General features: G+C 64.6%; 16 protein-coding genes. 12 read left to right on the forward strand and 4 right to left on the reverse strand.

Annotated features, from left to right (window positions below):
• Positions 1-12 precede the first annotated feature (12 nt).
• Together ACEN98_RS15000 and ACEN98_RS15005 are read right to left on the reverse strand one after the other, a co-directional pair.
• Positions 13-3,105: an efflux RND transporter permease subunit gene (locus ACEN98_RS15000; RefSeq protein ID WP_413385591.1), complete on the reverse strand. Its 3,093-nt coding sequence runs from the start codon at positions 3,103-3,105 to the stop codon at positions 13-15.
• Positions 3,102-4,226: an efflux RND transporter periplasmic adaptor subunit gene (locus tag ACEN98_RS15005; RefSeq protein ID WP_413385592.1), complete on the reverse strand. Its 1,125-nt coding sequence runs from the start codon at positions 4,224-4,226 to the stop codon at positions 3,102-3,104. The genes ACEN98_RS15000 and ACEN98_RS15005 overlap by 4 nt, the downstream gene beginning before the upstream one ends.
• Before the next feature lie 145 nt (positions 4,227-4,371).
• On the opposite strand from ACEN98_RS15005, the gene ACEN98_RS15010 reads away from it, so the two are divergent.
• The 4 genes from ACEN98_RS15010 to ACEN98_RS15025 all read left to right on the forward strand — a co-directional run bounded on the left by ACEN98_RS15010 (position 4,372) and on the right by ACEN98_RS15025 (position 8,208).
• Positions 4,372-5,022 carry a VTT domain-containing protein gene (locus ACEN98_RS15010; protein WP_413385593.1) on the forward strand — a complete coding sequence of 217 codons (651 nt, stop codon included), beginning with the start codon at positions 4,372-4,374 and terminating at the stop codon, positions 5,020-5,022.
• A gap of 66 nt (positions 5,023-5,088) precedes the next feature.
• Positions 5,089-5,847 carry a hypothetical protein gene (locus tag ACEN98_RS15015; protein ID WP_413385594.1) on the forward strand — a complete coding sequence of 253 codons (759 nt, stop codon included), beginning with the start codon at positions 5,089-5,091 and terminating at the stop codon, positions 5,845-5,847.
• A gap of 235 nt (positions 5,848-6,082) precedes the next feature.
• Positions 6,083-7,636: a phosphoethanolamine--lipid A transferase EptA gene (gene eptA, locus ACEN98_RS15020; RefSeq protein ID WP_413385595.1), complete on the forward strand. Its 1,554-nt coding sequence runs from the start codon at positions 6,083-6,085 to the stop codon at positions 7,634-7,636.
• Entirely contained in the window at positions 7,633-8,208 is a 576-nt protein-coding gene (locus ACEN98_RS15025; protein ID WP_413385596.1) for a phosphatase PAP2 family protein, read from the forward strand. The genes eptA and ACEN98_RS15025 overlap by 4 nt, the downstream gene beginning before the upstream one ends.
• A 500-nt stretch (positions 8,209-8,708) precedes the next feature.
• On the opposite strand, the gene ACEN98_RS15030 is transcribed toward ACEN98_RS15025, so the two are convergent.
• Entirely contained in the window at positions 8,709-9,596 is an 888-nt protein-coding gene (locus ACEN98_RS15030) for a LysR family transcriptional regulator (RefSeq protein WP_413385597.1), read from the reverse strand.
• A gap of 228 nt (positions 9,597-9,824) precedes the next feature.
• Here ACEN98_RS15030 and ACEN98_RS15035 point away from each other — a divergent pair, with 228 nt between their 5' ends.
• The 6 genes from ACEN98_RS15035 (at position 9,825) to ACEN98_RS15060 (ending at position 15,077) form a co-directional block, all read left to right on the forward strand.
• Positions 9,825-11,237 carry a KamA family radical SAM protein gene (locus tag ACEN98_RS15035; protein ID WP_413385598.1) on the forward strand — a complete coding sequence of 471 codons (1,413 nt, stop codon included), beginning with the start codon at positions 9,825-9,827 and terminating at the stop codon, positions 11,235-11,237.
• Position 11,238: 1 nt separating this feature from the next.
• The gene (locus ACEN98_RS15040) at positions 11,239-12,582 is read left to right on the forward strand and encodes an aspartate aminotransferase family protein (protein ID WP_413385599.1); all 1,344 of its coding nucleotides are present in this window, start codon (positions 11,239-11,241) and stop codon (positions 12,580-12,582) included.
• 34 nt (positions 12,583-12,616) lie between these two features.
• The gene (locus ACEN98_RS15045) at positions 12,617-13,171 is read left to right on the forward strand and encodes a carboxymuconolactone decarboxylase family protein (RefSeq protein ID WP_413385600.1); all 555 of its coding nucleotides are present in this window, start codon (positions 12,617-12,619) and stop codon (positions 13,169-13,171) included.
• Positions 13,172-13,189: 18 nt separating this feature from the next.
• Positions 13,190-13,528: a ferredoxin FdxA gene (gene fdxA, locus ACEN98_RS15050; protein ID WP_413338179.1), complete on the forward strand. Its 339-nt coding sequence runs from the start codon at positions 13,190-13,192 to the stop codon at positions 13,526-13,528.
• Between the two features lie 131 nt (positions 13,529-13,659).
• Positions 13,660-13,950 carry a hypothetical protein gene (locus ACEN98_RS15055; protein ID WP_413385602.1) on the forward strand — a complete coding sequence of 97 codons (291 nt, stop codon included), beginning with the start codon at positions 13,660-13,662 and terminating at the stop codon, positions 13,948-13,950.
• Positions 13,951-14,390: 440 nt separating this feature from the next.
• On the forward strand, positions 14,391-15,077 hold the full coding sequence (locus ACEN98_RS15060) for an alpha/beta hydrolase family esterase (protein ID WP_413385603.1): 687 nt from the start codon (positions 14,391-14,393) through the stop codon (positions 15,075-15,077).
• 78 nt (positions 15,078-15,155) lie between these two features.
• On the opposite strand, the gene ACEN98_RS15065 is transcribed toward ACEN98_RS15060, so the two are convergent.
• Positions 15,156-16,589, reverse strand: a complete 1,434-nt coding sequence (locus tag ACEN98_RS15065) for a sugar porter family MFS transporter (RefSeq protein ID WP_413385604.1) — start codon at positions 16,587-16,589, stop codon at positions 15,156-15,158.
• A 236-nt stretch (positions 16,590-16,825) separates the two neighbouring features.
• Between ACEN98_RS15065 and ACEN98_RS15070 the strand changes: the two genes are divergently transcribed.
• Both ACEN98_RS15070 and ACEN98_RS15075 read left to right on the forward strand, forming a co-directional pair.
• The gene (locus tag ACEN98_RS15070; RefSeq protein WP_413385605.1) at positions 16,826-19,018 is read left to right on the forward strand and encodes an OsmC domain/YcaO domain-containing protein; all 2,193 of its coding nucleotides are present in this window, start codon (positions 16,826-16,828) and stop codon (positions 19,016-19,018) included.
• Between the two features lie 313 nt (positions 19,019-19,331).
• Positions 19,332-22,046, forward strand: coding sequence for a TonB-dependent receptor (locus ACEN98_RS15075; protein ID WP_413385606.1), 2,715 nt, complete (start codon positions 19,332-19,334; stop codon positions 22,044-22,046).
• Positions 22,047-22,052 lie beyond the last annotated feature (6 nt).

The following is a 22,052-nucleotide window of genomic DNA, read 5'->3' on the forward strand; positions in this document are numbered from 1 at the left end:
CCTGGCGCGGGCTCATTCCACCGTCGCCTCAATCGGCGCAGCGACACGCCGCGGAGACGTGCGGCGCGGTGCGGCGAGCCGGTCGAACCACACATACAGCACCGGCGTGATGAACAGGGTGATCAGCTGCGACAGCAACAGGCCACCGACGATCGCGACGCCAAGCGGCTGGCGCAGTTCGGCGCCGCTGCCCAGGCCCAAAGCGATCGGCAGGGCCCCCATGATAGCGCACAGTGTGGTCATCATGATCGGGCGGAAGCGCAGCAGGCAGGCCTGGCGCACCGAGGCGTCCGGCGCCAGCCCCAGGCGGCGCTGGGCGTCGAGCGCGAAGTCGATGATCATGATCGCGTTTTTCTTGACCACCCCGACCAGCAGCAGGATCCCGATCATGGCGACGAAGCTCAGGTCGAGGCCGGTCATGCGCAGGGCCAGCAGGGCGCCCACTGCGGCCGACGGGATGCCCAGCAAAATCGTCACCGGATGGATCCAGCTTTCGTACAGCATGCCGAGGATGACGTAGATGACGGCGACGGCGATCGCGATCAGCCACAATTGGCTGCTTTGCGATTGCTGGAACAGCGCAGCCTGCCCGGCGAAGGCGCCGAAGACGGTCGCCGGCAGCGCGATCGCGTGGCGCGCCGCGTCGATGGCGGCGCCGGCGTCGGACAGCGACTTGCCGGGTGCCAGGTCGAATGTGATGGTCACCGCCGGCAACTGGCCCTGGTGGTTGACCGCCATCGTGCCGGGGCCGCGTCCGACCCGTGCGAACGCGCTCAGCGGAACCAGGGCGCCCTGGCTGCTGCGGACGTGGATTTTTTCCAGGCTCGTTTCGTCGCGCCGGAAGCGGTCTTCCAGCTCCATGATGACCTGGTAACTGTCCTCGGGCGCATAGATGGTCGACACCTGGCGCGTGCCGAACGCCGCATACACGGTCGCGCGCACGGTGGCCAGGTCGACGCCGAGCTGCGCGGCCTTGTCGCGGTCGACCTCGAGGCGCGCTTCCAGGCCGTCGCGCTGGGAGTCGGTGGCCAGGCCGACGAACACCGGCGACCTGCCCAGCTCCTCGACGAGGCGGGCGGCCCAGGTCTCGAGCGAGGCGGGACTGACGGCCTGCAGCGTGTACTGGTAGGTGCTTTTCGAGCCACGTCCGCCGATCCGGAGGTTCTGCACCGGGCTGAAGAACACCTTGACGTTCGGCAGGAAGGCGGTCTCCGCGCGCAGCTGCCTGAGCACTTCGGCCAGCGGTGGGCGCGCGCCGCGGGGCTTCAGGGTGAGATAGAGATTGGTGGTGTCGTGGTCGACCTTCGAGGCGACGTCGCTGACGCCGGGGTCCTTCATCAACACCGCTTCGATCCGCTTGAGCACCGCGAGGCGACCTTCGTACGACATGTCCTGCGGGGCGTCGACGTTGACCGTCACCTGGCCGGTGTCTTCCTGCGGGAAGAAGCTTTTCGGCGCCGCCAGGTACAGCCAGGCGGTCAGGAGGCAGGTGGCCAGTGCCGCCAGCAGGACGGCGGCGCGGCGCGCCAGCGCCAGGTCGAGGGCGCGGCCGTACAGCGCCAGCAGGCGCGCGAAGCCGCGTTCGAAGGCGGCGCTCCAGGCCGGCGCCGGCCACGGCGCATGCGCGTCGTGCGCCATGAACATCGGCACCAGCAGGGGGATCAGGGTCAGCGAGGCCGCCGCCGACACCAGCACCGCCAGCGCCACCACCAGCGCGAACTCGTGGAACAACAGGCCGATCGTGCCCGGCATGAACAGCACCGGGATGAACACCGCCACCAGCGACACCGAGATCGACACCACCGTGAACGCCACTTCGCCGGTGCCCTTGATGGCGGCCTCGTGGGGCGCCATCCCATCCTCGACGTGGCGCATGATGTTTTCGAGGACGACGATGGCGTCGTCCACCACCAGTCCGACCGCGATGGTGAGACCTATCAGGGAGATGTTATTCAGGCTCATGCCGAACGCGAACATCAGGCCGAAGGTGCCGATCAGCGACACCGGCAGGCTGATCGATGGGATCAGCGTGGCCGCCAGGCGCCGCAGGAACAGCAGGATCACGAGTACGACGAGCGCGATCGTCAGCAGCATCGTCAGGTTGACGTCATGCACCGCATCGCGAATCGATATCGAACGGTCGTTCAGCACCGTCACCTTGACCGAACCGGGAAGCTGGGCGACCAGCTTCGGCAGGGCGGCGCGGATCGCGTCGACGGTCGCCACCGTGTTCGCACCAGGCTGGCGCTGGATCTGCAGCAGGATCGAACTGGCGCCATTGATGCCGCTGGTATTCTGGTTGTTCTCGACGCTGTCCAGCACCTGCGCCACGTCGCTCAGCCGCACCGGGCGCCCGTCTACGGTGGCGACGACGACGCGGGCGAAGTCGGCGGCCTTCATCAGTCCTGTCGCCATCTGGATGCTCATCATCTGGCGGCGCGTGTCGAGCTGGCCCAACGGCGCATTCGAATTGGCGGCCTTCAGCGCCGCGGCGACGTCCGGCAGCGCCAGGCCGAGCGCGTTCAGGCGGTCGGGATCGACCTGGACGCGCACCGCATAGCGGCTCTGCCCCGACACGTTGACCTGCGCCACCCCGCTCAGGGTCGAGAGCGCGGGCACCATCAGGTTGTCGGAAAAGGCATTCAGGTCGCTCAGGCGCAGGGAAGGGGAGCTCAGGCCGATCAGGAGGATCGGCGCGTCGGCCGGGTTCACCTTGCGGTAGGAGGGCGGCGTCGTCATCTCGGCCGGCAGCGAGCGCGATGCGCGGAACAGGGCGGCCTGCACGTCGGCGGCGGCGGCATCGATGTTGCGGCTGGCGTCGAATTCCAGGGTGATCTGGGTCTCGCCCTGGATGCTGCTCGAGGTCGTGGCGAGCAGGCCGGGGATGGCGGAGAACTGCTTTTCGAGCGGCGTCGCCACCGAGGTCGACATCGTTTCCGGACTGGCGCCGGGCAGGCGCGCGCCGACCTGGATGGTGGGCATGTCGTAGACCGGCAGGGCGGCCACCGGCAACTGCAGCCAGCAGGCGAAGCCGGCCACGATGACGCTCAGCCACAGCAGCAGGACGGCGATCGGCCGTTGCAGGCAGAAGCGGGCCAGGTTCATGGCGTCTCCGGCGCGGCGATGCGCACGCGCATGCCCGGCCGCAGGTTCTGGCCGCCTTCCTGCACGACGCGCACGCCCCCTTCGACGCCGGCGACCACCGCCAGTTCGTCCTGGATGCGCAGCAGCCGCACTGGCCGGGGCGCCACCTTGCCGTCGGCCCCGACCAGGTAGACGAAGCGTCCGTCCGGACCTTCCTGGACCGCTTGCGGCGGCAGGACCACCGCGCCGTGGCTCGTCCCGGCATGCACGACCACCCGCACGAAGCCGCCGGGCCACAGCATCTGCTTCGGATTCGGGAAGCTCGCCTTCAGGGCGATGGTCGCGCTGCCGCGGTCGATGGCACTATCGACGAACGCCAGCCGGCCTTCGGCGCTGGCGCCGGCCGCGTCGGTGACCGACACCGCCACCGGACCGGCCGCGCGCGCCGCCAGCAGGGCCGGCAGTTCGTGTTCCGGCAGGTTGAAGTCGACACCGACCGGCGAAAACTGCGAGATCGTGACCAGCGGCGCGGGCGCTCCGGCCTGGACCAGGCTGCCCGGATGCACGACCACGGCGCCGGCGCGGCCCGCGAGCGGCGCCATGATCCGGGTGCGCGACAGGGTGGTGCGGGCGGCCGCGGCTTCGGCCTGTGCCGCGCGCAGTTGCGCCGCCAGGGCGTCGACCTTGCTGGCGGCGGTATCGACCGCGCTCGGGGCGATGAACCTGGAGGCGGCCAGCGCCTGCGCCCGCTGCTGCTCGCGCCGCGCGTCGGCCAGCTGGGCCTGCACCAGGCCGACCTGGGCCTCGGCCCTGGCGAGTGCGGCGCGGGCATCGCTGTCGTCCAGCGTGAACAGCAGCTGGCCACGGGCAACCGCATCGCCTTCATGGAAATGGACGGCCAGCAGCGTGCCGTTGAGTTGCGGCCTGACGTCGACGAAATCGAGTGGCACGACGTGGCCCTGCGCCGCCAGGTCGACCGGAATGTCGACGGCGCGCGCAGCGGTCACGCTCACGAGGGGCTCCCTGGCGGGCGCCGGTGTGCTCGTCGCGCCTGCCTGCCCGTGCAGCGCCGCCGCCGCGAGGGCCGCGCCGATGGCCAGCGCACCGGCCGCGACGATCATCTTCTTGCGTACGGAAGCCATGACGGGAAGAAAGTTGGAGGAGGCGTTATTGTGGCCGCACGCGAATGACGGAATGCGGACGCTGCGATTACATTTTTGTCAGGTTCGGCGTGCGCATGGCACGGTTCGCTATCCTGTCGCTTCGATACGCTATCCGAATGCCTGGATGATGAGCTCATTGATCGACTGGATCCTGCACCTCGACACCCACCTTGCCGCGCTCGCGTCCAGCCACGCGGTCCTGGTCTACGTCGTGCTGTTCGCGGTGATCTTCATCGAGACCGGGGTCGTGATCCTGCCCTTCCTGCCGGGCGACTCGCTGCTGTTCGTGGCGGGAGCGATGGCCGCCCAGGGCACGTTCGGCCTGCCCGTCCTGGTGCCGCTGCTGGCCCTGGCGGCCATCCTCGGCGACAGCATGAACTATGCGATCGGCGGCCAGTTGCGCGCGCGGATGCTGGACAAGCAGCGGATCCGCTTCATCAAGCCGGAGCACCTGGAGCGTACCCACGATTTCTTCGACCGGCATGGGCGCAAGACCATCGTGCTGGCCCGTTTCGTACCGGTCGTGCGCACGTTCGCCCCCTTCGTGGCGGCGCTCGGGCATATGGCTTACAAGACTTTCCTGGCTTACAACATCGCGGGCGGCCTGTTGTGGGTGGGCGCGCTGGTCGGCGCCGGGGTTGCTTTCGGTAACCTGCCATGGGTCTCCGAGCACCTGACCGTGGCCATCCTCGGCATCGTCGCTGTCTCGCTGCTGCCGGGCCTGATCGGCTGGCTCTCGGGAAAAAAACAGGGGGAAGCGAGCACGAGTCGCTGACAAGCTATGTCTCGGCTCGGTTTCGTCTGGACCGTCATGCCGACTAGGACAAGGAGGATTGACCACATGGAAAAAACCAAAGAACATCATTTAGCTAAAGTTCCCGAAGTCACGCTGGGCTTCTGGATCATCAAGATCGCCGCCACCACGCTGGGAGAAACCGGCGGCGACGCGGTGTCGATGTCGATGAACCTCGGCTACCTGATCGGCACGGCCATCTTCGCCGTGGTATTCCTGGCGGCTGTCATTGCACAGATCAAGGCCAGGCACTTTCATCCGTTGCTGTACTGGGTCACCATCATCGCCACCACGACGGTCGGCACGACGCTGGCGGACTTTGCCGATCGCTCGCTCGGCATCGGCTACGCCGGCGGCTCGGCCTTGCTGCTGCTCTTGCTGTCTGGTTCGCTTTTCATCTGGCATCGCAGCCTCGGCTCCGTGTCGGTGAGCACCGTGAGCTCGCCCAGGGCCGAAGCGTTCTATTGGGTCACGATCATGTTCTCGCAGACCCTGGGCACGGCACTGGGCGATTGGACCGCCGATAGCGCGGGTATGGGCTATTCCGGCGCCGCCGTCGTGTTCGGCGGCTCGCTCGCCCTGGTCGCGGCCGTGTATTACTGGACCCAGGTGTCACGCACCATCCTGTTCTGGGCCGCGTTCATCCTGACCCGTCCGCTGGGGGCCGTGGTCGGCGACTTCCTGGACAAGCCCCTGGACCACGGCGGCCTGGCATTGAGCCGGTATTCCGCGTCGGCCGTGCTGTTTGGGTTCATCCTGACCAGCCTGCTGTTGTTCCGGCAACGGGCGGCCCGCGCCGCACACTGAACGCGGAAGGTGGATGTTCCGATGTGGAGAAGCGGACCGGCTTGAGCGTGCGGCTCATCCTGCGCGACCTGACAAAATTGTAATCTCCAGGTCGGATTGCTGTCATGTCCGGTCGGCCATAATGAGCGGCTGCCCTGCGCGAGCGTCATGGGCCAGCTGACGATCCACGGACATGAGAACAAGCTTGTTGACAACCTGGCTCCGCCCTTCTGCGGGCAGCCGCGAAGCCGGCCCAGTGCGCTTCATCCTTGCGCTGGCGCTCGCCAACACGGCGTTGTTCCAATGGCCGTTGTATGCCCTGGCGGCCTCCACCCGCGCAAGCTTCGACTGGAGCAGCGCGCTGGCGATCGGCACCCTGTTCGTATTCCAGCTGACGATTTCGCTGGGGGTGCTGGGCTTGTGCGCCCTTGTCTCGATCCGGCTTCTCAAACTCGCGTCCGCCCTGTTCGCCGTCGGTAACGCCGCCGCCCTGTATTTCATCGTCCAATACGGAATCGTCATCGATGCGACGATGGTGGGAAACATCGTCAACACGAATGTGAAGGAAGCTTCGGAACTGGCGCATCCGAAGCTGCTCCTGTACGTGATTGCCCTGGGGTTCGTGCCGGCCGCGCTCATCCTGCGCCAACGCGTCGCCGCTGCGCACCGCGTGCGCAGCGCCATGGTGCTCGTGCTCGCGCTGGTGCTGGGTTCCGCCTGGCTGTACGCGAATGCGCAGAGCTGGCTATGGATCGACAAGAACGCGAAGGCATTCGGCGGCCTGATACTGCCGTGGTCCTACGTGATCAACGCGGCGCGGTACTACAAGTCGGAGGCGGAGCGCCATCGCGTTGTGGAGCCGCTGCCGCCGATCACCGCCGGGCGGCCCGGCGGCATGGTGTTCGTGCTCGTGATCGGCGAGGCCGCGCGCGCGCAGAATTTTTCCCTGTTCGGCTATGGCCGCGAAACGAACCCCCGGTTGCGGCAGGACGGCGTGCTGGCCTACCCGGGGGCGCACGCCTGCGCGACGTACACGACCGCGTCGCTGCGCTGCATGCTTTCGCATCGCGGTGTGGACGGAATCTCCGGCAACGACGAACCCTTGCCGAGCTATCTCCATCGCCACGGCGTCGAGGTGATCTGGCGTACGAATAATTTCGGCGAACCGCCGCTTCAGACGAGCCGTTACGACACCGCCGACCAGATCCGGAAAGCGTGCACGCAGGATTGCGCGCGCCTCGACTACGACGAAGTGCTCCTGCACGGCCTCGATGCGATTCTGCACGACGGGAAGCCCGACACCAAGACCCTCGTCGTCCTGCACCTGGGCGGGAGCCACGGACCGCAGTACGCCAAGAAATATCCGCCCGAATTCGAGCGGTTCAAGCCGGCCTGCCAGAGCGTCGACCTGCAGAAATGCAGCCCCAGCGAACTGGTGAATGCCTACGACAACACGATCGTGTACACGGATGAGGTCCTGCACCGCGTCATCCAGCTGTTGAAGTCGGCGACGGCCAGGCCGAGTGCGATGCTCTACATGTCCGACCACGGCGAATCGCTGGGGGAGGGCGGCCTGTACCTGCACGGGGTGCCGATGGCCATCGCACCGGAGGTGCAGTACACGGTCCCGCTGCTGGCATGGACGTCCGACGAATTCGTACGGCGCGGTGGCACCCTGAAGACGCCGCAGCGTTTCCGCAAGCCGCCCTCCCACGACGTCATCTTCCACAGCGTCATGGGAGCGATGGGCTTGCGCAGCGCAGTCTATGTCCCGGAAAACGACCTGTTCCAATTTATCACCCAGCCATGAACGACCGATCGATATTCCGTCTCGCCTATACCGAAGTCCGGCGCCCGCTCGCGCTCGTCGCCATCCTGCTCGTCGGGATCGTCCTGAGCGCGGCGTTTCCGAGCAAGTTGGCGAGCTATCCGGTGTTGCCGGCAGGCACCAGCGTTCCCACGGAGGTCAGGCTGACCGAGAACTATGTGCGCTTCGTCCCGACCGCCGTACAGATCGTATTGCCGCTCGTGCTGGGCGATAAAGTCGGGCTCGTCCAGCTGCTTTACGTGGGCGTGTCGACCACCGTCCTGACGCACGGATTGAAGCATTTTCTCGATGACAGATGGGTGGATCACACCCGGCTGGGCCAGCGGCCGAATGGCGGATCGATCAACATGCCGTCCGGACATTCGTCGATGGCGTCGTGCGCGGTGTATTTCATTGGCAGGCGCTACAGCCTTTGGCTCGGACTGTTGCTCTCGGTAATCGTTGCGATGACCATGTATGCGCGGGTCATGCTAAATGCGCATACCATTTCCGCGGTGATCGCCGGGGCCCTCGTGGGATGCCTGACCACGGCATGGTTTACCTCGCAAAGGTAGTGGCTGTGCGAGCAGCGCGGCCAGGACGAACCTCCCCGAGTTTCGCATGCTCGTCAGGGCGGCTCTCGGCGTACAACTGTGGCCGACAGGCACGTGACTGGCGGGCATGCACCGAACTCATCTCGTATGCAGGGTTCGCGGGCCGTCGGCAGATCCCATTCACGTTACCATGTCCGTAATGGCCCAGAGCGCGATGGCGAGCACGATCGGGAATATCGATTGGCTGATGCCGGTTATTGCCAGTCGCGTATCAATGAATTCCGCGTGGTATCCCGGATGGTACTAAGCCGCACGTGCCGTAAAAATGCTAGTCGATTCATGGGCTTAGTCCAGCCATTTATGACCGAGTGGGAGTGAAGAGTCGTCGTAACTAATTTCTAAGTAAGATTTGGCGAGCCGTTGATCGTTCAGGTTGGATGATCAACGGCTTTTCTATTTCTTCACGAGATAAGGCGCGGTCGCGACCATGCGGCTTGCGACCCGGTGCGATGCCGGAGTCGTCAACACCGCGTCGAAGCGCGGTACTCACGCGCTATGCTGAGCAGCCATTGCTTGAACGGCTGAAGCGAAGGGGCGTTCTCCTTCGATTCGGGATAGACAAGGTAGTAGCCCTTGTCGTTGAGCAGTGACATCTCGTTGGGCACGATCAGTTCTTTGCTTGCCAGCTCGGCCAGGACGAAGAAGCGGGGCACCAGCGCTACCCCGAGTCCTGCACGCGCGGCCTCCACCAGCATGGAAAATAATTCGTAGCGTTGGCCGCTCATGCAGTCGACATCGTGCACGCGCGCCTGGGCCAGCCACTGGCGCCAGGCATCCGGGCGGGCCGATTGATGCAGAAGCGGCAGCCGTGCCAGCGCCGGCGGCGCCAGGGACCCTGACCCGTTCAGCAGTTCCGGACTGCATACCGGAACCATTTCTTCGCCAAACAAATGCTGGGTGATGGCACCTGGCCATACGGGATTGCCGAAGTGGATGGCCGCGCTGAACGGCGTATCCGTGAACAGGAACGGTTCGGAGCGGGTCGTGAGGTTGAGCGTGATATGCCCGTGTTGCGCGTAAAACTGCGGCAAGCGCGGGATCAGCCAGCGTGTCGCGAACGTTGGAATCACCGCGAGCTCGAGGATGCCCTCGGCGCCGCTCCGGGTCGCGACCGCGAGGGTGTCGCGTTCGATCCTGTCCAGGTTGTCGCGCACCTGTTTCGCATACGTCTCGCCGACCTCGGTCAGGCTGACACGCCGCCTGACGCGGTTGAACAGGGGCAGTCCCACGTAGTCTTCCAGCGTTGCGATCTGGCGCCCGATCGCGCTGGGCGTCAGCGCCAGTTCGTCCGCACTGCGGGTAAAGCTCTGGTGCCGCGCCGCCGACTCGAACGCGATCAGGGCTTCCATGCTCGGGAGTTTTCTTCTCAACGTTGTTTCCTCAAACGCACAATGTCGCGCATTTTTATCGTTTGTGCCACAGGGTCTTTGAACGAATACTAAGCACTGCTGCAAGCCAATCTTACGTACTTCGAATTTTTGCATTGCGAAGCTGCTTTGATGTTTGCGTTCAATCAAAGCATTGCACTGCCAGTACGCAGTGCCATCGCAAATTATCAATGGGACATGGAGGAAGACATGCTAGTCGAAGTTGCCGCACCCCGATTCAAGCCCTACACCCGACTCACGATCCAGCAGGCGCCGCAATGGGCGGCGATGCCCACGCATTTGCAGGAAGCCGTGCTGGTGGTATCCCGCGTCCTGCCGTTCCGCACGAACCAGTATGTGATGGATGAACTGATCAACTGGGACAACGTGCCGGACGATCCGATTTATCGACTGACGTTCCCGCACGAAGACATGCTGGCGCCCGAGGACTATGCGCTGCTGCGCGACCTGGTGCTGGTCAAGCAGGACGAAGTCGCCATCGAACGCGAGGTGCGCCGTCTGCGGCTTGGCATGAATCCGCACCCGGCGGGCCAGATGACGCACAACGTGCCGTCCATCGACGGCGTGCCGCTGCGCGGCCTGCAGCACAAGTACAAGGAAACGGTGCTGTTCTTCCCCAGCGCCGGCCAGACCTGCCATGCGTATTGCACGTTCTGCTTCCGCTGGCCGCAATTCGTCGGCATGGACGATCTCAAGTTCGATGCGAAGGAATCGAACGAACTGGTCAGCTACTTGAAGCTGCACCCCGAAGTGACGGACGTGCTCATCACCGGCGGCGACCCGTTGATCATGAGTACCCGCGCCCTCGCCGGCTACCTCGAGCCGCTACTGGCGCCCGAGCTGGCGCACATCCAGAATATCCGTATCGGCACGAAGTCGGTCTCGTACTGGCCGCACCGCTTCGTCACGGACAAGGATGCCGATGAACTGCTCCAGCTGTTCCGCAAGGTGGTCGACGCCGGCAAGAACCTGTCCGTCATGGGGCATTACAACCACCCGGCCGAACTGCGTCCGGCGATCGCGCAACGCGCCGTCAAGCGGATCGTCGGATCGGGCGCAACGCTGCGCATGCAGGCGCCGCTGATCCGCCATATCAACGAGGATCCGGCCGGCTGGGCGGAATTGTGGACCACGGGCGTGCGGCTGGGCGCCATCCCGTACTACATGTTCGTGGAGCGCGATACGGGTCCGAGCCACTACTTCCGCCTGCCGCTGGCCAAGGCGTACGAGACCTTCCAGGCCGCTTACCAGCGGGTGTCGGGGCTGGCGCGCACGGTGCGCGGGCCGTCGATGAGCGCGTTCCCCGGCAAGGTGGCGATCGACGGCATCGTCACGATCGGCGGCGAAAAGGTCTTCGCCCTTCAATTCCTCCAGGCGCGCAATCCGGACTGGGCGCGGCGACCGTTCTACGCGAAGTTCGATCCCGAAGCCACCTGGCTGGACGACCTGGTGCCGGCCTTCGGCGAGGAGCGGTTCTTCTTCCAGACCGAGGAAGACGAGCCCCACCGCGTGATCCCGATTGCCGCGCCGCGGGCGCAGGCCCACGCCGCCACCGCCGGCGATGGCGCAGGGGATATCGGCACCTTGAGCACGGGAACCTGACATGACGCGCTTACTGCATCGGCAAATTCACCACGCGTATCCGCGCGCCGTCGGCGGCGAGGGCATCCATCTGATCGACGCGGCGGGCAGGCGCTATATCGACGCCAGCGGCGGGGCGGCCGTGTCCTGCCTCGGCCACCAGCATCCAGCGGTGCTGGCCGCGCTGCACGCGCAGCTGGACCAGGTGGCCTACGCCCACACGAGCTTCTTCACGACCGACGTCGCCGAGGCGCTGGGCGAGGAATTGCTGGCCCAGGCGCCGTCCGGGATGTCGCATGTGTATCTGGTGTCGGGCGGCTCCGAGGCCGTCGAGGCGGCGCTGAAGATGGCGCGCCAGTATTTCGTGGAGCGCGGCGAGCATCAGCGCCGCTACTTCATCTCGCGGCGCCAGAGCTACCACGGCAATACGCTCGGGGCGCTCGGGGTCGGGGGCAATGCCTGGCGGCGCGCCCAGTTCGCGCCCATCCTCGTCGAGAATCACTACATCGATCCCTGCTACGAATACCGCTACCGGCACCCGCATGAGACCGGCGAGGCATATGGCGCGCGCGCCGCCGCCGAGCTGGAGGCGAAGATCCACGAACTGGGTGCCGCCAACGTCATCGCATTCGTCGCCGAAACCGTCGTCGGCGCCACCCTCGGCGCCGTCCCGCCGGCGCCAGGCTACCTGGCGCGGGTCCGCGACATCTGCACCGAGCACGGCATCCTGCTGATCCTCGACGAAGTCATGTGCGGAATGGGACGTACCGGCACGCTGCATGCTTGCGCGCAGGACGGCGTGGCCCCCGACCTGATGACGGTGGCGAAGGGCCTGGGCGGGGGATATGCGCCGATCGGCGCGACGTTCGTGGCCGGGCACGTCTACGATACGTTCGCCAAGGGGTCCGGGATGTTCCAGCACGGTCACACGTATGTAGGCCATCCGCTGGCTTGTGCCGCCGCGCTGGCCGTGCAGCGCACGGTCCGCGAGGAGCGCCTGCTCGACAACGTGCAGGCCCGCGGGACGCAGCTGGAGCGGGCCCTGCATGCGCGTTTCCGCGATCATCCCCATGTCGGCGACATCCGCGGCCGCGGCTTGTTCTGGGGCGTCGAACTGGTGGCGGACCGCGGCTCGAAGCTGCCCTTCGATCCGGGACGGCGCCTCCACGCCGACATCAAGTCGGCGGCCATGCAGCGCGGCCTGATGGTGTATCCGATGGGCGGAACGATCGACGGCCGCGCCGGCGACCATGTACTGCTGGCGCCCCCGTTCATCTGCGACGCCGCGGCCATCGACGCCATCGTCCTGCGGCTGGGCGAGGCTATCGACGCGGCCATCGCCGGCCGACGCGCAGGCGACCATTGACCACCGCATCACTGAAATGCAAAGGAACGACACCATGTCCCGTATTCCCTATGCGGCGCCCGGACCGGATGCGCCACAGGATCTTGTCGACGCCATCCTCGCCCGCCGCGGCGGACGCCTGCTGAACCTCGACCGCATGCTGCTGCAAAGCCCGGCGTTCGCGAGGGGCTGGAACGCCTTCCTGGGCGAGGTCAGAACCGGCCTCGGCTTGTCGCCCAGGCTGCGCGAACTGGCCATCTGCCTGGTGGCCGTCCTGAACGGCGCCGATTACGAGTTCCACCATCACGCCCCCGAGTTCATGAAGGCCGGCGGCACCGCCCGGCAACTGGCCGCGTTGCAGCGGCTCGAATACGGTATGCCGGACCCGGCCCTGTTCGATGCGAGCGAACGTGCCGTCGTCCGGCTGACGTTCGAAATGACGCGCGACGTGCGGACTGCGGACGCCACGTTCGCGGCGGCGATCGCCGCGCTGGGCAACCACCAGCACGTGGTGGAACTCGTCGGCGTGATCGCCACCTACAACATGGTGTCGCGCTTTCTGCTCGCGCTGCATATCGAGCCCGAAGCGGTGGCGTCCCGACCATCCTGACCTTGAAGAGGCAACGCAATGACGTACGTGGTCACCGAAAGCTGCATCAACTGCAAACATGCCGATTGCGTGGAAGTCTGCCCCGCGGAAGCCTTCCACGAAGGAGCGAACTTCCTCGTCATTCATCCCGAAAAATGCATCGACTGCGAGATGTGCGTGAGCGCCTGTCCGGTCGACGCGATTTTTTTCGAAGCGAACGTGCCGCTGGAACAGAAGGAGTTCGTCGCACTCAACGCCCACTATGCGGCAGTCTGGCCCGTCATCCTGGACAAGAAGCCGGCCATGCCGGACGCGGGATACTGGCACGGCCGGCCGGGCCGGCGCCAGCTGCTCGATCCGGCGCCGGCGCCGGCCTAGTATCACGACCCGGCAAAGTATCGAACATGGCATGACTTCGGCTGTGCGATTGACATTTTTAGTGGGATCAGCACGTTACCCCAGCTGTTGAAAATCGAAGGGGGAGTGAGTTTCCTTTCGAAAGCCTAATTTTGCAGTTCATTAAAATCCCGCTGCGTCTTGGCGGGCTTTTTTCCAGAAGAATGCATGCCAGTGGCGGCGCGGCGCGCGAGCGTCATGCCCAGCCCCACGCCGGCGCCGAGACGCAACGGCGCTTCGGCGACCCGAACATCCATTACCTTGACGGGCGCGTCCTGTACGGCGACGAGGACCATGCCCGCCTGCCGCTGCCCGACGGCCTGCATCCGGATGGTGCGACGCACGCGCTGATGGGTGAGCGGTTTGCCGCCGCAGCCTTCGGCGAGGGGCGGCCATTTGCTTGAGACCGGCTTGCTGGCTAACTTGAAGTCCTCTAACTTGAAGTCCTGTTTTTACAAGGCTTGTTTATTTCCCTTCTTGCTCTCCAAACACCAGCTTTCGCTTTCCAGACAGTTCGAAAACATGTCGGCTATTGGCGAAAAACGTAAAACACCCCCACGATCACGGCCATTAGAATCAGGCGAAAAAACGAGGCGACGAGTGGCTTCGCACTGATCGGGCGTGTGCTCGTTCGCATCTCCGAACCGTACGGGTTTTGCTTAAACAAGGAGAACAGATGAGACATGGTTGGCCCGCGTTACTCTTCACCACGCTTGTTGCTTGCGGAGGCACAGGCGCCACGAGCACGTCAACACCGACACCAGCCTCGCCATCCGCACCTCCCGTCGCCGTGCCGCCTGTGAGCACCGCGGGCTGCGGCAGCGGTTCCAAGTTGACCACCGGCATGCATTCGCTCACCAGCGACGGTACCGAGCGCAGCTACTGGATCGAACTACCGGCCACCTATGACCGCAACAAGGCCTATCCCGTGATCATCGGGCTGCACTGGCGCGATGGCAGCGCCGCCGATGTCTACGGTTGGAGCGGCTTTTTTGGTCTGAAGAATTTGTACGGCGACAATGCGATCTTTATTGCCCCGCAGGGCCTGGACAAGGGGTGGGCCAACACTGGCGACCGCGACATTCGCTTCCTGCGCGCCATGATCGGCGACGTCCAGCAGGGCACGTGCACCGACCCTCGGCGTGTCTTTGCTACCGGCTTCAGCTTTGGCGGCATGATGTCCAACGCCATCGGATGCCAGATGGGCGACGTGGTGCGGGCGATCGTGCCCATGGCCGGTTCGCTCTGGAGCGGCTGTGCCGGTTCTTCCTACAAGGTGGCGGCGCTGTTCATCCACGCCAAGGACGATAACACCGTGCCGTACTCGGCGGGGATGGAGGCGCGCGATGTTTTCCTCAAGCGCAATAGCTGCAGTGCCGCCACAGTGCCCGTCGGGAGTAACGGCTGCGTGGAGTACCAGGGCTGCGACAGCGGCAAGCCCGTAGTCTGGTGCGGCACCGAGACGGGTGGCCACTGGTACCCCGGTTTTTCGGCGCAGGAGTCCAAGGCCTTCTTCGATCGCTTCAAGTAGTCCCGGAAAAAACGAAAGGTCGTTGATGATGCGGATGCGCTCATCAACGACCTTTTGGTTGGGGGCTACCGCGCGCGATCAGCCTTCCATCTGCTCCAGTTCCTTGCCGCGCGTTTCATGCACGTAGCGCAGCACGAAATAGACCGAGATCACTGCGGCCACGGTGTACAGGCCGTAAGCGCCCGCCAGGCCGATGCTCGCGAGCAGCATCGGGAAGGTCACCGTGATCAGGAAGTTGGACGTCCATTGGGCCGCGCCGGCGACCGCCAGGCCCGAGCCGCGGATCTGGTTCGGGAACATCTCGCCCAGCATGACCCACATCACCGGACCCCAGGAAATGTTGAAGAAGATCACGTAGATATTCGCCGCGGCCAGGGCGACCACGCCCATCGTGCCGGACAGGGCCAGCTTGCCGTTCGCGTCGAGCGAGGCGCTGGCAAAGGCGAACGTCACGATGCCGAGCGTCACCGCCATGCCGGCCGAGCCGATCCACAGCAGGGGTTTGCGGCCGATGCGGTCGATCAGGAATACCGTGACGATGCAGGCGCCGATGCTCAGGCCGCCCGACAGGACGTTGATCAGCAGGGCATCGCTTTCGGAAAAGCCCACGGCCTGCCACAGCACCGCGCCGTAATAGAACACCACGTTGATGCCGACCAGCTGCTGGAACGTCGCCAGGCCGATGCCGACCCACACGATCGGGCGCAGCTTGCCGGTCGTCTTGTTGACCAGGTCCGACAGGCGCGGACGGTGGTGGTCTTCGGCCAGCGACACGTCGATTGCGGCGAACTTCGCGCGGGCCGAGGCTGCGCCGTACAGGCGTTGCAGCACGGCCAGTGCTTCGTCCTTGCGCTTCTTCGCGACGAGGAAGCGCGGGCTTTCCGGGATCGTCAGCAGCAACAGCAGGAATAGCACGGACGGAATGGCCATCATCCAGAACATCCAGCGCCATGCCTCCTGTCCCAGCCACAGCACGCCGGTCGAGGCGCCGGCCGCGTGCGCCAAGAAATAGTTGCTCAGGAAGGCGCAGAACAGGCCGCTGATGATGGCGATCTGCTGGACCGTCGCCAGCCGGCCGCGGTAGCGGGCCGATGCCACTTCGGCGATGTACGCCGGCGACATCACGCTGGCCGCGCCGACCGCGAAGCCGCCCAGCACGCGCGCGGCGACGAAGATGACCGAGCTCGTTGCAAAGCCCGCGCCCAGTGCCGACAACAGGAACATCACGGACGAGATCAGCAGCACGGTCCGGCGGCCCCAGAGGTCGCCCAGGCGGCCGGCGGTGAAGGCGCCGAGCGCGCAGCCCAGCAGCATCGACGCGACTTCGAAGCCGAGTTCGGCGTCGGTCGAATGGAAAGCCTGCTTCAGGCCGTCGACGGTGCCGTTGATGACGCCGCTGTCAAATCCGAACAGGAAGCCGCCGATCGTGGCGACGCAGCTGATCAGGACGATGAGGCGGGTGTTTTCCGCCTCCTGGATGGTACTCGTGCTCTCGACGGCACTGGTGTTCATACAAGTCTCCTTGGATAGTCTTGGTGTGTCATCGCCGTCGGTGCAGGTCTATAACATTCTGTACCATCAAACCAATAGCGCTAACATCTTGTCGAGTCTGTACGATTTCCGTGCTCGTGTCAATGCATTCCGAGGCCCTGCATTCGCCCGCGGGCAATGGATCGGGTAAGATGCGTGCCTTACCCTGCAAAGCCCTGTATTCACGGGGCTTTGTGTTGAAATACTAGGAATCTCCGATGGAAATCAAGGTCAACTTTCTCGACAAGCTGCGTCTGGAAGCCAAGTTCGATGACTTCACGGTCATCGCGGATCAGCCGATCCGTTACAAGGGCGATGGCTCGGCGCCGGGCCCGTTCGATTATTTTCTGGCCTCGTCGGCCCTGTGCGCGGCGTACTTCGTGAAGTTGTACTGCAACACCCGCGCTATCCCCACCGACAATATTCGCCTGTCGCAGAATAACATCGTCGACCCGGAGAACCGTTACAAGCAGATCTTCAAGATCCAGGTCGAGCTGCCGCCGGACATGTCGGAGAAGGACCGCCAGGGGATCCTGCGTTCGATCGATCGCTGTACCGTGAAAAAAGTGGTGCAGACCGGGCCCGAGTTCGTGATCGAAGAAGTCGAGAACCTGGATGCCGACGCGCAGGCGTTGCTGACGTTGCAGCCTGCCGCCGACGCGGCCACCTATATTCCCGGCAAGGACCTGCCGCTGGAACAGACCATCGCCAATATGTCCGGGCTGCTGGCCGGCCTCGGCATCAAGATCGAAATCGCATCCTGGCGCAACATCGTGCCGAACGTGTGGTCGCTGCATATCCGCGACGCGCACTCGCCGATGTGTTTTACCAACGGGAAGGGCGCGACCAAGGAAAGCGCACTGGCGTCCGCGCTGGGCGAGTATATCGAGCGCATCAGCAATAACCATTTCTATGCCGGCAGCTACTGGGGCGAGGAAATCGCCAACGCGGCCTTCGTCCATTATCCGGACGAGCGCTGGTTCCAGCCCGGCCCCGACGATGCGGTGCCCGACGAGATCCTCGATGCGTACTGCCGCGCCATCTACGACCCGGAAGGCGAACTGCGCGGCTCGCATCTGGTCGACACCAATTCGGGCAACGTCGCGCGCGGGATCGTGTCGCTGCCTTACGTGCGGCAATCCGACGGCGAGACGGTCTATTTCCCGTCCAACCTGATCGAGAACCTCTACGCCAGCAATGGCATGAGCGCCGGGAATACCCTCGCCGAAGCGCAGGTGCAATGCCTGTCGGAGATTTTCGAACGTGCGGTGAAACGCGAGATCCTGGAAGGCGAGATCGCGCTGCCGGACGTGCCGCAGGAAGTGCTGGCGAAATACCCGGGCATCGTGGCCGGGATCCAGGAACTGGAAGCGCAGGGCTTTCCCGTGCTGGTCAAGGATGCGTCGCTGGGCGGCGCCTATCCCGTCATGTGCGTGACCCTGATGAACCCGCGGACGGGCGGCGTATTTGCCTCGTTCGGCGCGCACCCGAGCTTCGAGGTGGCGCTGGAGCGGAGCCTGACCGAACTGCTGCAGGGCCGCAGTTTCGAGGGCCTGAACGATCTGCCGCAGCCGACCTTCGCCAGCGAAGCCGTGACCGAGCCGTACAATTTCGTCGAGCACTTCATCGATTCCAGCGGCGTGGTGTCGTGGCGCTTTTTCAGTGCCAAAGCGGACCACGATTTCGTCGAATGGGATTTCACCGCGCAGGGCGACAACGCCAATGCCGAGGAAGCCGCGACGCTGCTCGGGATTCTCGAGGAGATGGGCAAGGAAGTGTACATGGCGGTGTACGACGAGCTGGGCGCCACGGCGTGCCGGATCCTCGTGCCCGGCTTTTCGGAAATCTATCCCGTCGAGGATCTCGTCTGGGACAACACCAACAAGGCGCTGCTGTTCCGCGCAGATATCCTGAACCTGCACCGCCTGGACGACGACGCCCTGGCCGCGCTGCTGGATCGCCTGGAAAACAATGAGCTGGACGAGTATTCGGACATCGCCACGCTGATCGGCATCGAGTTCGACGAGAACACGGAGTGGGGCCAGTTGACGGTCCTCGAGCTGAAGCTGCTGATCCATCTCGCGCTGCAGCAGTTCGAGGAGGCGCACGAACTGGTGGGCGCCTTCCTGCAATATAACGACAACACCGTCGAGCGGCGTCTGTTCTACCAAGCGCTGAACGTGGTGCTGGAGGTGGTGCTGGACGACGAGCTGGAGCTGGACGACTACGTGACCAATTTCCGCCGGATGTACGGCAATCCGCGCATGGACGCGGTGCTGGGTTCGGTCGACGGCAGCGTGCGCTTTCACGGCTTGACCCCGACGAGCATGAAGCTGGAAGGGCTCGACCGGCATCATCGCCTGATGGACAGTTACCGCAAGCTGCATGCGGCGCGGGCCAGGTCGAGGTAAATGCGTGGAGAAGAGCCCCTGATTGCAGGGGCTTTTTCTTTGCTCGCTTGCTGTTGTTATCCGATCACACACAAGTATTGACATTGGATTCATTCTCAGCAGACAATGCCCCTGAATTTGGCAACGTTTCCAAATTTTTTTCATCGAGTTTGGCAACGTTTCCAATTTGTCAGTCGCACACGGCTGATCGGACGCGTCGCAAGAGGAAGACGACGCAATCGCGTCCAGCGTGCGTCACGGAGTGGCAACGTTTCCATTCGCGCGGATGGAGGCGCTTCCAGGATCACATTAGTTCAAACAACGAGGAGACACCATGCACCGACCCGGCAAAGTCCGCCCCCAGCAACGCATCCTGACCATCACCCCGATCGCCGCCGCCTGCGCCGCGCTGCTGTGGGGTGGCGCAGCCGCCGCGCAAACCATGGAAGACGCCACCGCGAACACCGTGGTCGTCACCGGCATCCGCGGCAGCATCGAGAGTTCGATGGCCATCAAGCGCGAATCCGATTCGATCGTCGAAGCGATCACGGCCGAGGACATCGGCAAGCTGCCGGACGTGTCGATCGCCGAATCGATCGCACGCCTGCCGGGGCTCACGGCCCAGCGCGTGGCGGGCCGCGCCCAGGTGATCTCGTTGCGAGGCCTGTCGCCGGACTTCGCCGGCACCTTGATGAACGGGCGTGAACTGGTCAGCACGAGCAATAACCGCGGCGCCGAATACGACCAGTATCCGTCCGAGCTGATCAACGGCGTCACCGTGTACAAGACGCCGGATGCGTCGCTCGTGGGGCAGGGCCTGTCCGGCACGGTGGACCTGCAGACCGTGCGTCCGCTCGACCGCCGCGAGCGCGCCCTGGCGTTCAACGTGCGCGGCGAGCGCAACGGTAACGGCAAGCTGAACGACGAATCGTCGGCCTGGGGCCAGCGCGTCAGCTTCGCCTACATCGACCAGTTCATGAGCAACACGCTGGGTGTCGCCGTCGGCTACGCGCACCTGAATTCGCCGGGCCAGCAGAAGGAATACAAGGCCTGGTGGTGGGGCGACCAGAACAACCTGCCGCCCGGGAATGCCGATGTGGTGGCTCTTAAAGGCGCGGAAGTCACGGCGACCTCGCGCAAGCAGGTGCGCGACGGCCTGATGGCCGTGCTGGACTACAAGCCTTCGCGTGCATTCCGCAGCACGCTCGACCTGTACTACTCGCAATTCGACCAGACGGAAATCATGCGCGGCATGATGTGGAACTCGCACCAGTGGAGCGCGGTGACCTACCGCGATCCGCAGATCGAGACGATCGGCAACGTGAAACTCCTCACGGGCGGGACGCTGGTGAACCTGGAACCGATCGCCCGCAACGACTACAACACCCGCAAGGACACGTTGAGCGCGCTCGGCTGGAACAACAAGTACCGGACGGGCGAATGGGAATTCATCGGCGACCTGTCGTACTCGCAGGCCAGGCGCCACGAGCAGGTACTGGAAACCTACGCCGGCCTCGGCCCGGCCGGGTCGGGCATCACGGACAACAATTTCCAGTTCAGGATCCCGGTCGAAGACGGCATCCCCAGATTCACGCCGAGCGTGGATTTCACGAACCCGTCCCTCATCAAGCTGACCGACGTCGGCGGCTGGGGCAAGGATGCGGACATGCACCGTCCGAAGGTCGACGACACGCTGGGCTCCCTGAAAGTCTCGGCGAAGCGCAGCCTGGTCGGCATGTTCAGCTATGTCGAGGGCGGCCTGAATTACTCGAAGCGCGACAAGAAGCACTCGGACATCAACAACTACTACTTCCTGAAGAATAACCACGCGCCGGTGTCGGTGTCGCCGGACCTGGTCAAGCCGTCCACGTCGCTGTCGTTCGCGGGCATCCCGGCCGTGCTCACGTACGACACGCTGGGCGTGCTGGCCAGGTACTACGACCAGCAGGCCGCGCGCAGCGCCGACCTCGCGATCCAGAACTGGAGCGTGGAAGAGAAGGTCGCCACCGGCTACGCCAGGCTGGGCATCGACACCGACCTCGGTCCCGTCCCCGTGCGCGGCAACCTGGGTGCACAGGTGATCGGCGTGAAGCAGGGATCGGACGGCCTCGCGGTGGACGGCGACAAGATCACGCCGTTGCACGGCGGCAGCGACTACCGGGACGTGTTGCCCAGCCTGAACCTGAACTTCGACCTGAGCCACTTCGTCGACCGCACCGCGCTGCGCTTCGGCGCCGCGAAGACGGTGGCGCGTCCGCAGATGCAGGACATGCGCGCCGGCGCGTCGGGCGGCATCAGCGACACGACGCGCGAATGGAGCGGCAGCGGCGGCAATCCGACGCTGGAACCGTGGCGCGCCCGCGCGTTCGACCTGTCGCTCGAAAACTACTTCGCCAGGAGCAGCTACGTCGCCGTCGCCGCATTCTATAAAAACCTCACCAACTACATCTACAACCAGCAGACGTCGTACGATTTCACGGGCTTCCCGACGCAATCGAAGACGGTCCCGATCAGCAATATCGGCACGATGAACCGTCCCGCCAACGGCCAGGGTGGCATGGTCAAGGGCCTCGAACTGTCCGGCTCCCTCGAAGGCGGGCTGCTGTGGCATGCGCTGGACGGCTTCGGCATCCTCGGCAGCTATTCGCTCACGGCGTCGTCGATCCACCCGAACGGTCCGGGCACGAGCGAGAAGCTGCCGGGCCTGTCGGGCAGCGTGTCGAACGTGACGCTGTTCTATGAAAAGAACGGCTTCTCGGCGCGCGTCAGCCAGCGCTACCGCTCCGCGTTCCGCGGCGAAGTCACGGGCCTGTTCGCACTGCGTTCGTTCAGCGAGATCCTGGCCGAGAAGCAGATCGACTTCCAGGCCGGCTACGCGTTCGAGCAGGGCAGCCTGAAAGGCCTGTCGATCCTGCTGCAGGTGAATAACCTGAACAACTCGCCATACCAGACGAAGCAGGGCAGCCCGTTCGCGAGCGGCGCCTATGCGCCCGAGCGCTACACGACCTATGGCCGCCAGGTGCTGCTGGGCCTGAACTACCGCCTGTGAGGACAT

Origin of the sequence: Massilia sp. CT11-137 (genome assembly GCF_047302885.1) — a bacterium.
Lineage (GTDB): Bacteria > Pseudomonadota > Gammaproteobacteria > Burkholderiales > Burkholderiaceae_D > Telluria > Telluria orientalis.

Excerpts from the sequence above, each read along its gene's own strand:
- ACEN98_RS15015 (WP_413385594.1), top strand. The coding sequence starts at position 5,089 with ATGGAAAAAACCAAAGAACATCATTTAGCTAAAGTTCCCGAAGTCACG.
- ACEN98_RS15035 (WP_413385598.1), top strand. The coding sequence starts at position 9,825 with ATGCTAGTCGAAGTTGCCGCACCCCGATTCAAGCCCTACACCCGACTC.
- ACEN98_RS15010 (WP_413385593.1), top strand. The coding sequence starts at position 4,372 with ATGATGAGCTCATTGATCGACTGGATCCTGCACCTCGACACCCACCTT.
- fdxA (WP_413338179.1), top strand. The coding sequence starts at position 13,190 with ATGACGTACGTGGTCACCGAAAGCTGCATCAACTGCAAACATGCCGAT.
- ACEN98_RS15060 (WP_413385603.1), top strand. The coding sequence starts at position 14,391 with ATGCATTCGCTCACCAGCGACGGTACCGAGCGCAGCTACTGGATCGAA.
- ACEN98_RS15075 (WP_413385606.1), top strand. The coding sequence starts at position 19,332 with ATGCACCGACCCGGCAAAGTCCGCCCCCAGCAACGCATCCTGACCATC.
- ACEN98_RS15025 (WP_413385596.1), top strand. The coding sequence starts at position 7,633 with ATGAACGACCGATCGATATTCCGTCTCGCCTATACCGAAGTCCGGCGC.
- ACEN98_RS15005 (WP_413385592.1), bottom strand. The coding sequence starts at position 4,226 with ATGGCTTCCGTACGCAAGAAGATGATCGTCGCGGCCGGTGCGCTGGCC.
- ACEN98_RS15065 (WP_413385604.1), bottom strand. The coding sequence starts at position 16,589 with ATGAACACCAGTGCCGTCGAGAGCACGAGTACCATCCAGGAGGCGGAA.
- ACEN98_RS15000 (WP_413385591.1), bottom strand. The coding sequence starts at position 3,105 with ATGAACCTGGCCCGCTTCTGCCTGCAACGGCCGATCGCCGTCCTGCTG.
- ACEN98_RS15070 (WP_413385605.1), top strand. The coding sequence starts at position 16,826 with ATGGAAATCAAGGTCAACTTTCTCGACAAGCTGCGTCTGGAAGCCAAG.
- ACEN98_RS15030 (WP_413385597.1), bottom strand. The coding sequence starts at position 9,596 with ATGGAAGCCCTGATCGCGTTCGAGTCGGCGGCGCGGCACCAGAGCTTT.
- ACEN98_RS15045 (WP_413385600.1), top strand. The coding sequence starts at position 12,617 with ATGTCCCGTATTCCCTATGCGGCGCCCGGACCGGATGCGCCACAGGAT.
- ACEN98_RS15040 (WP_413385599.1), top strand. The coding sequence starts at position 11,239 with ATGACGCGCTTACTGCATCGGCAAATTCACCACGCGTATCCGCGCGCC.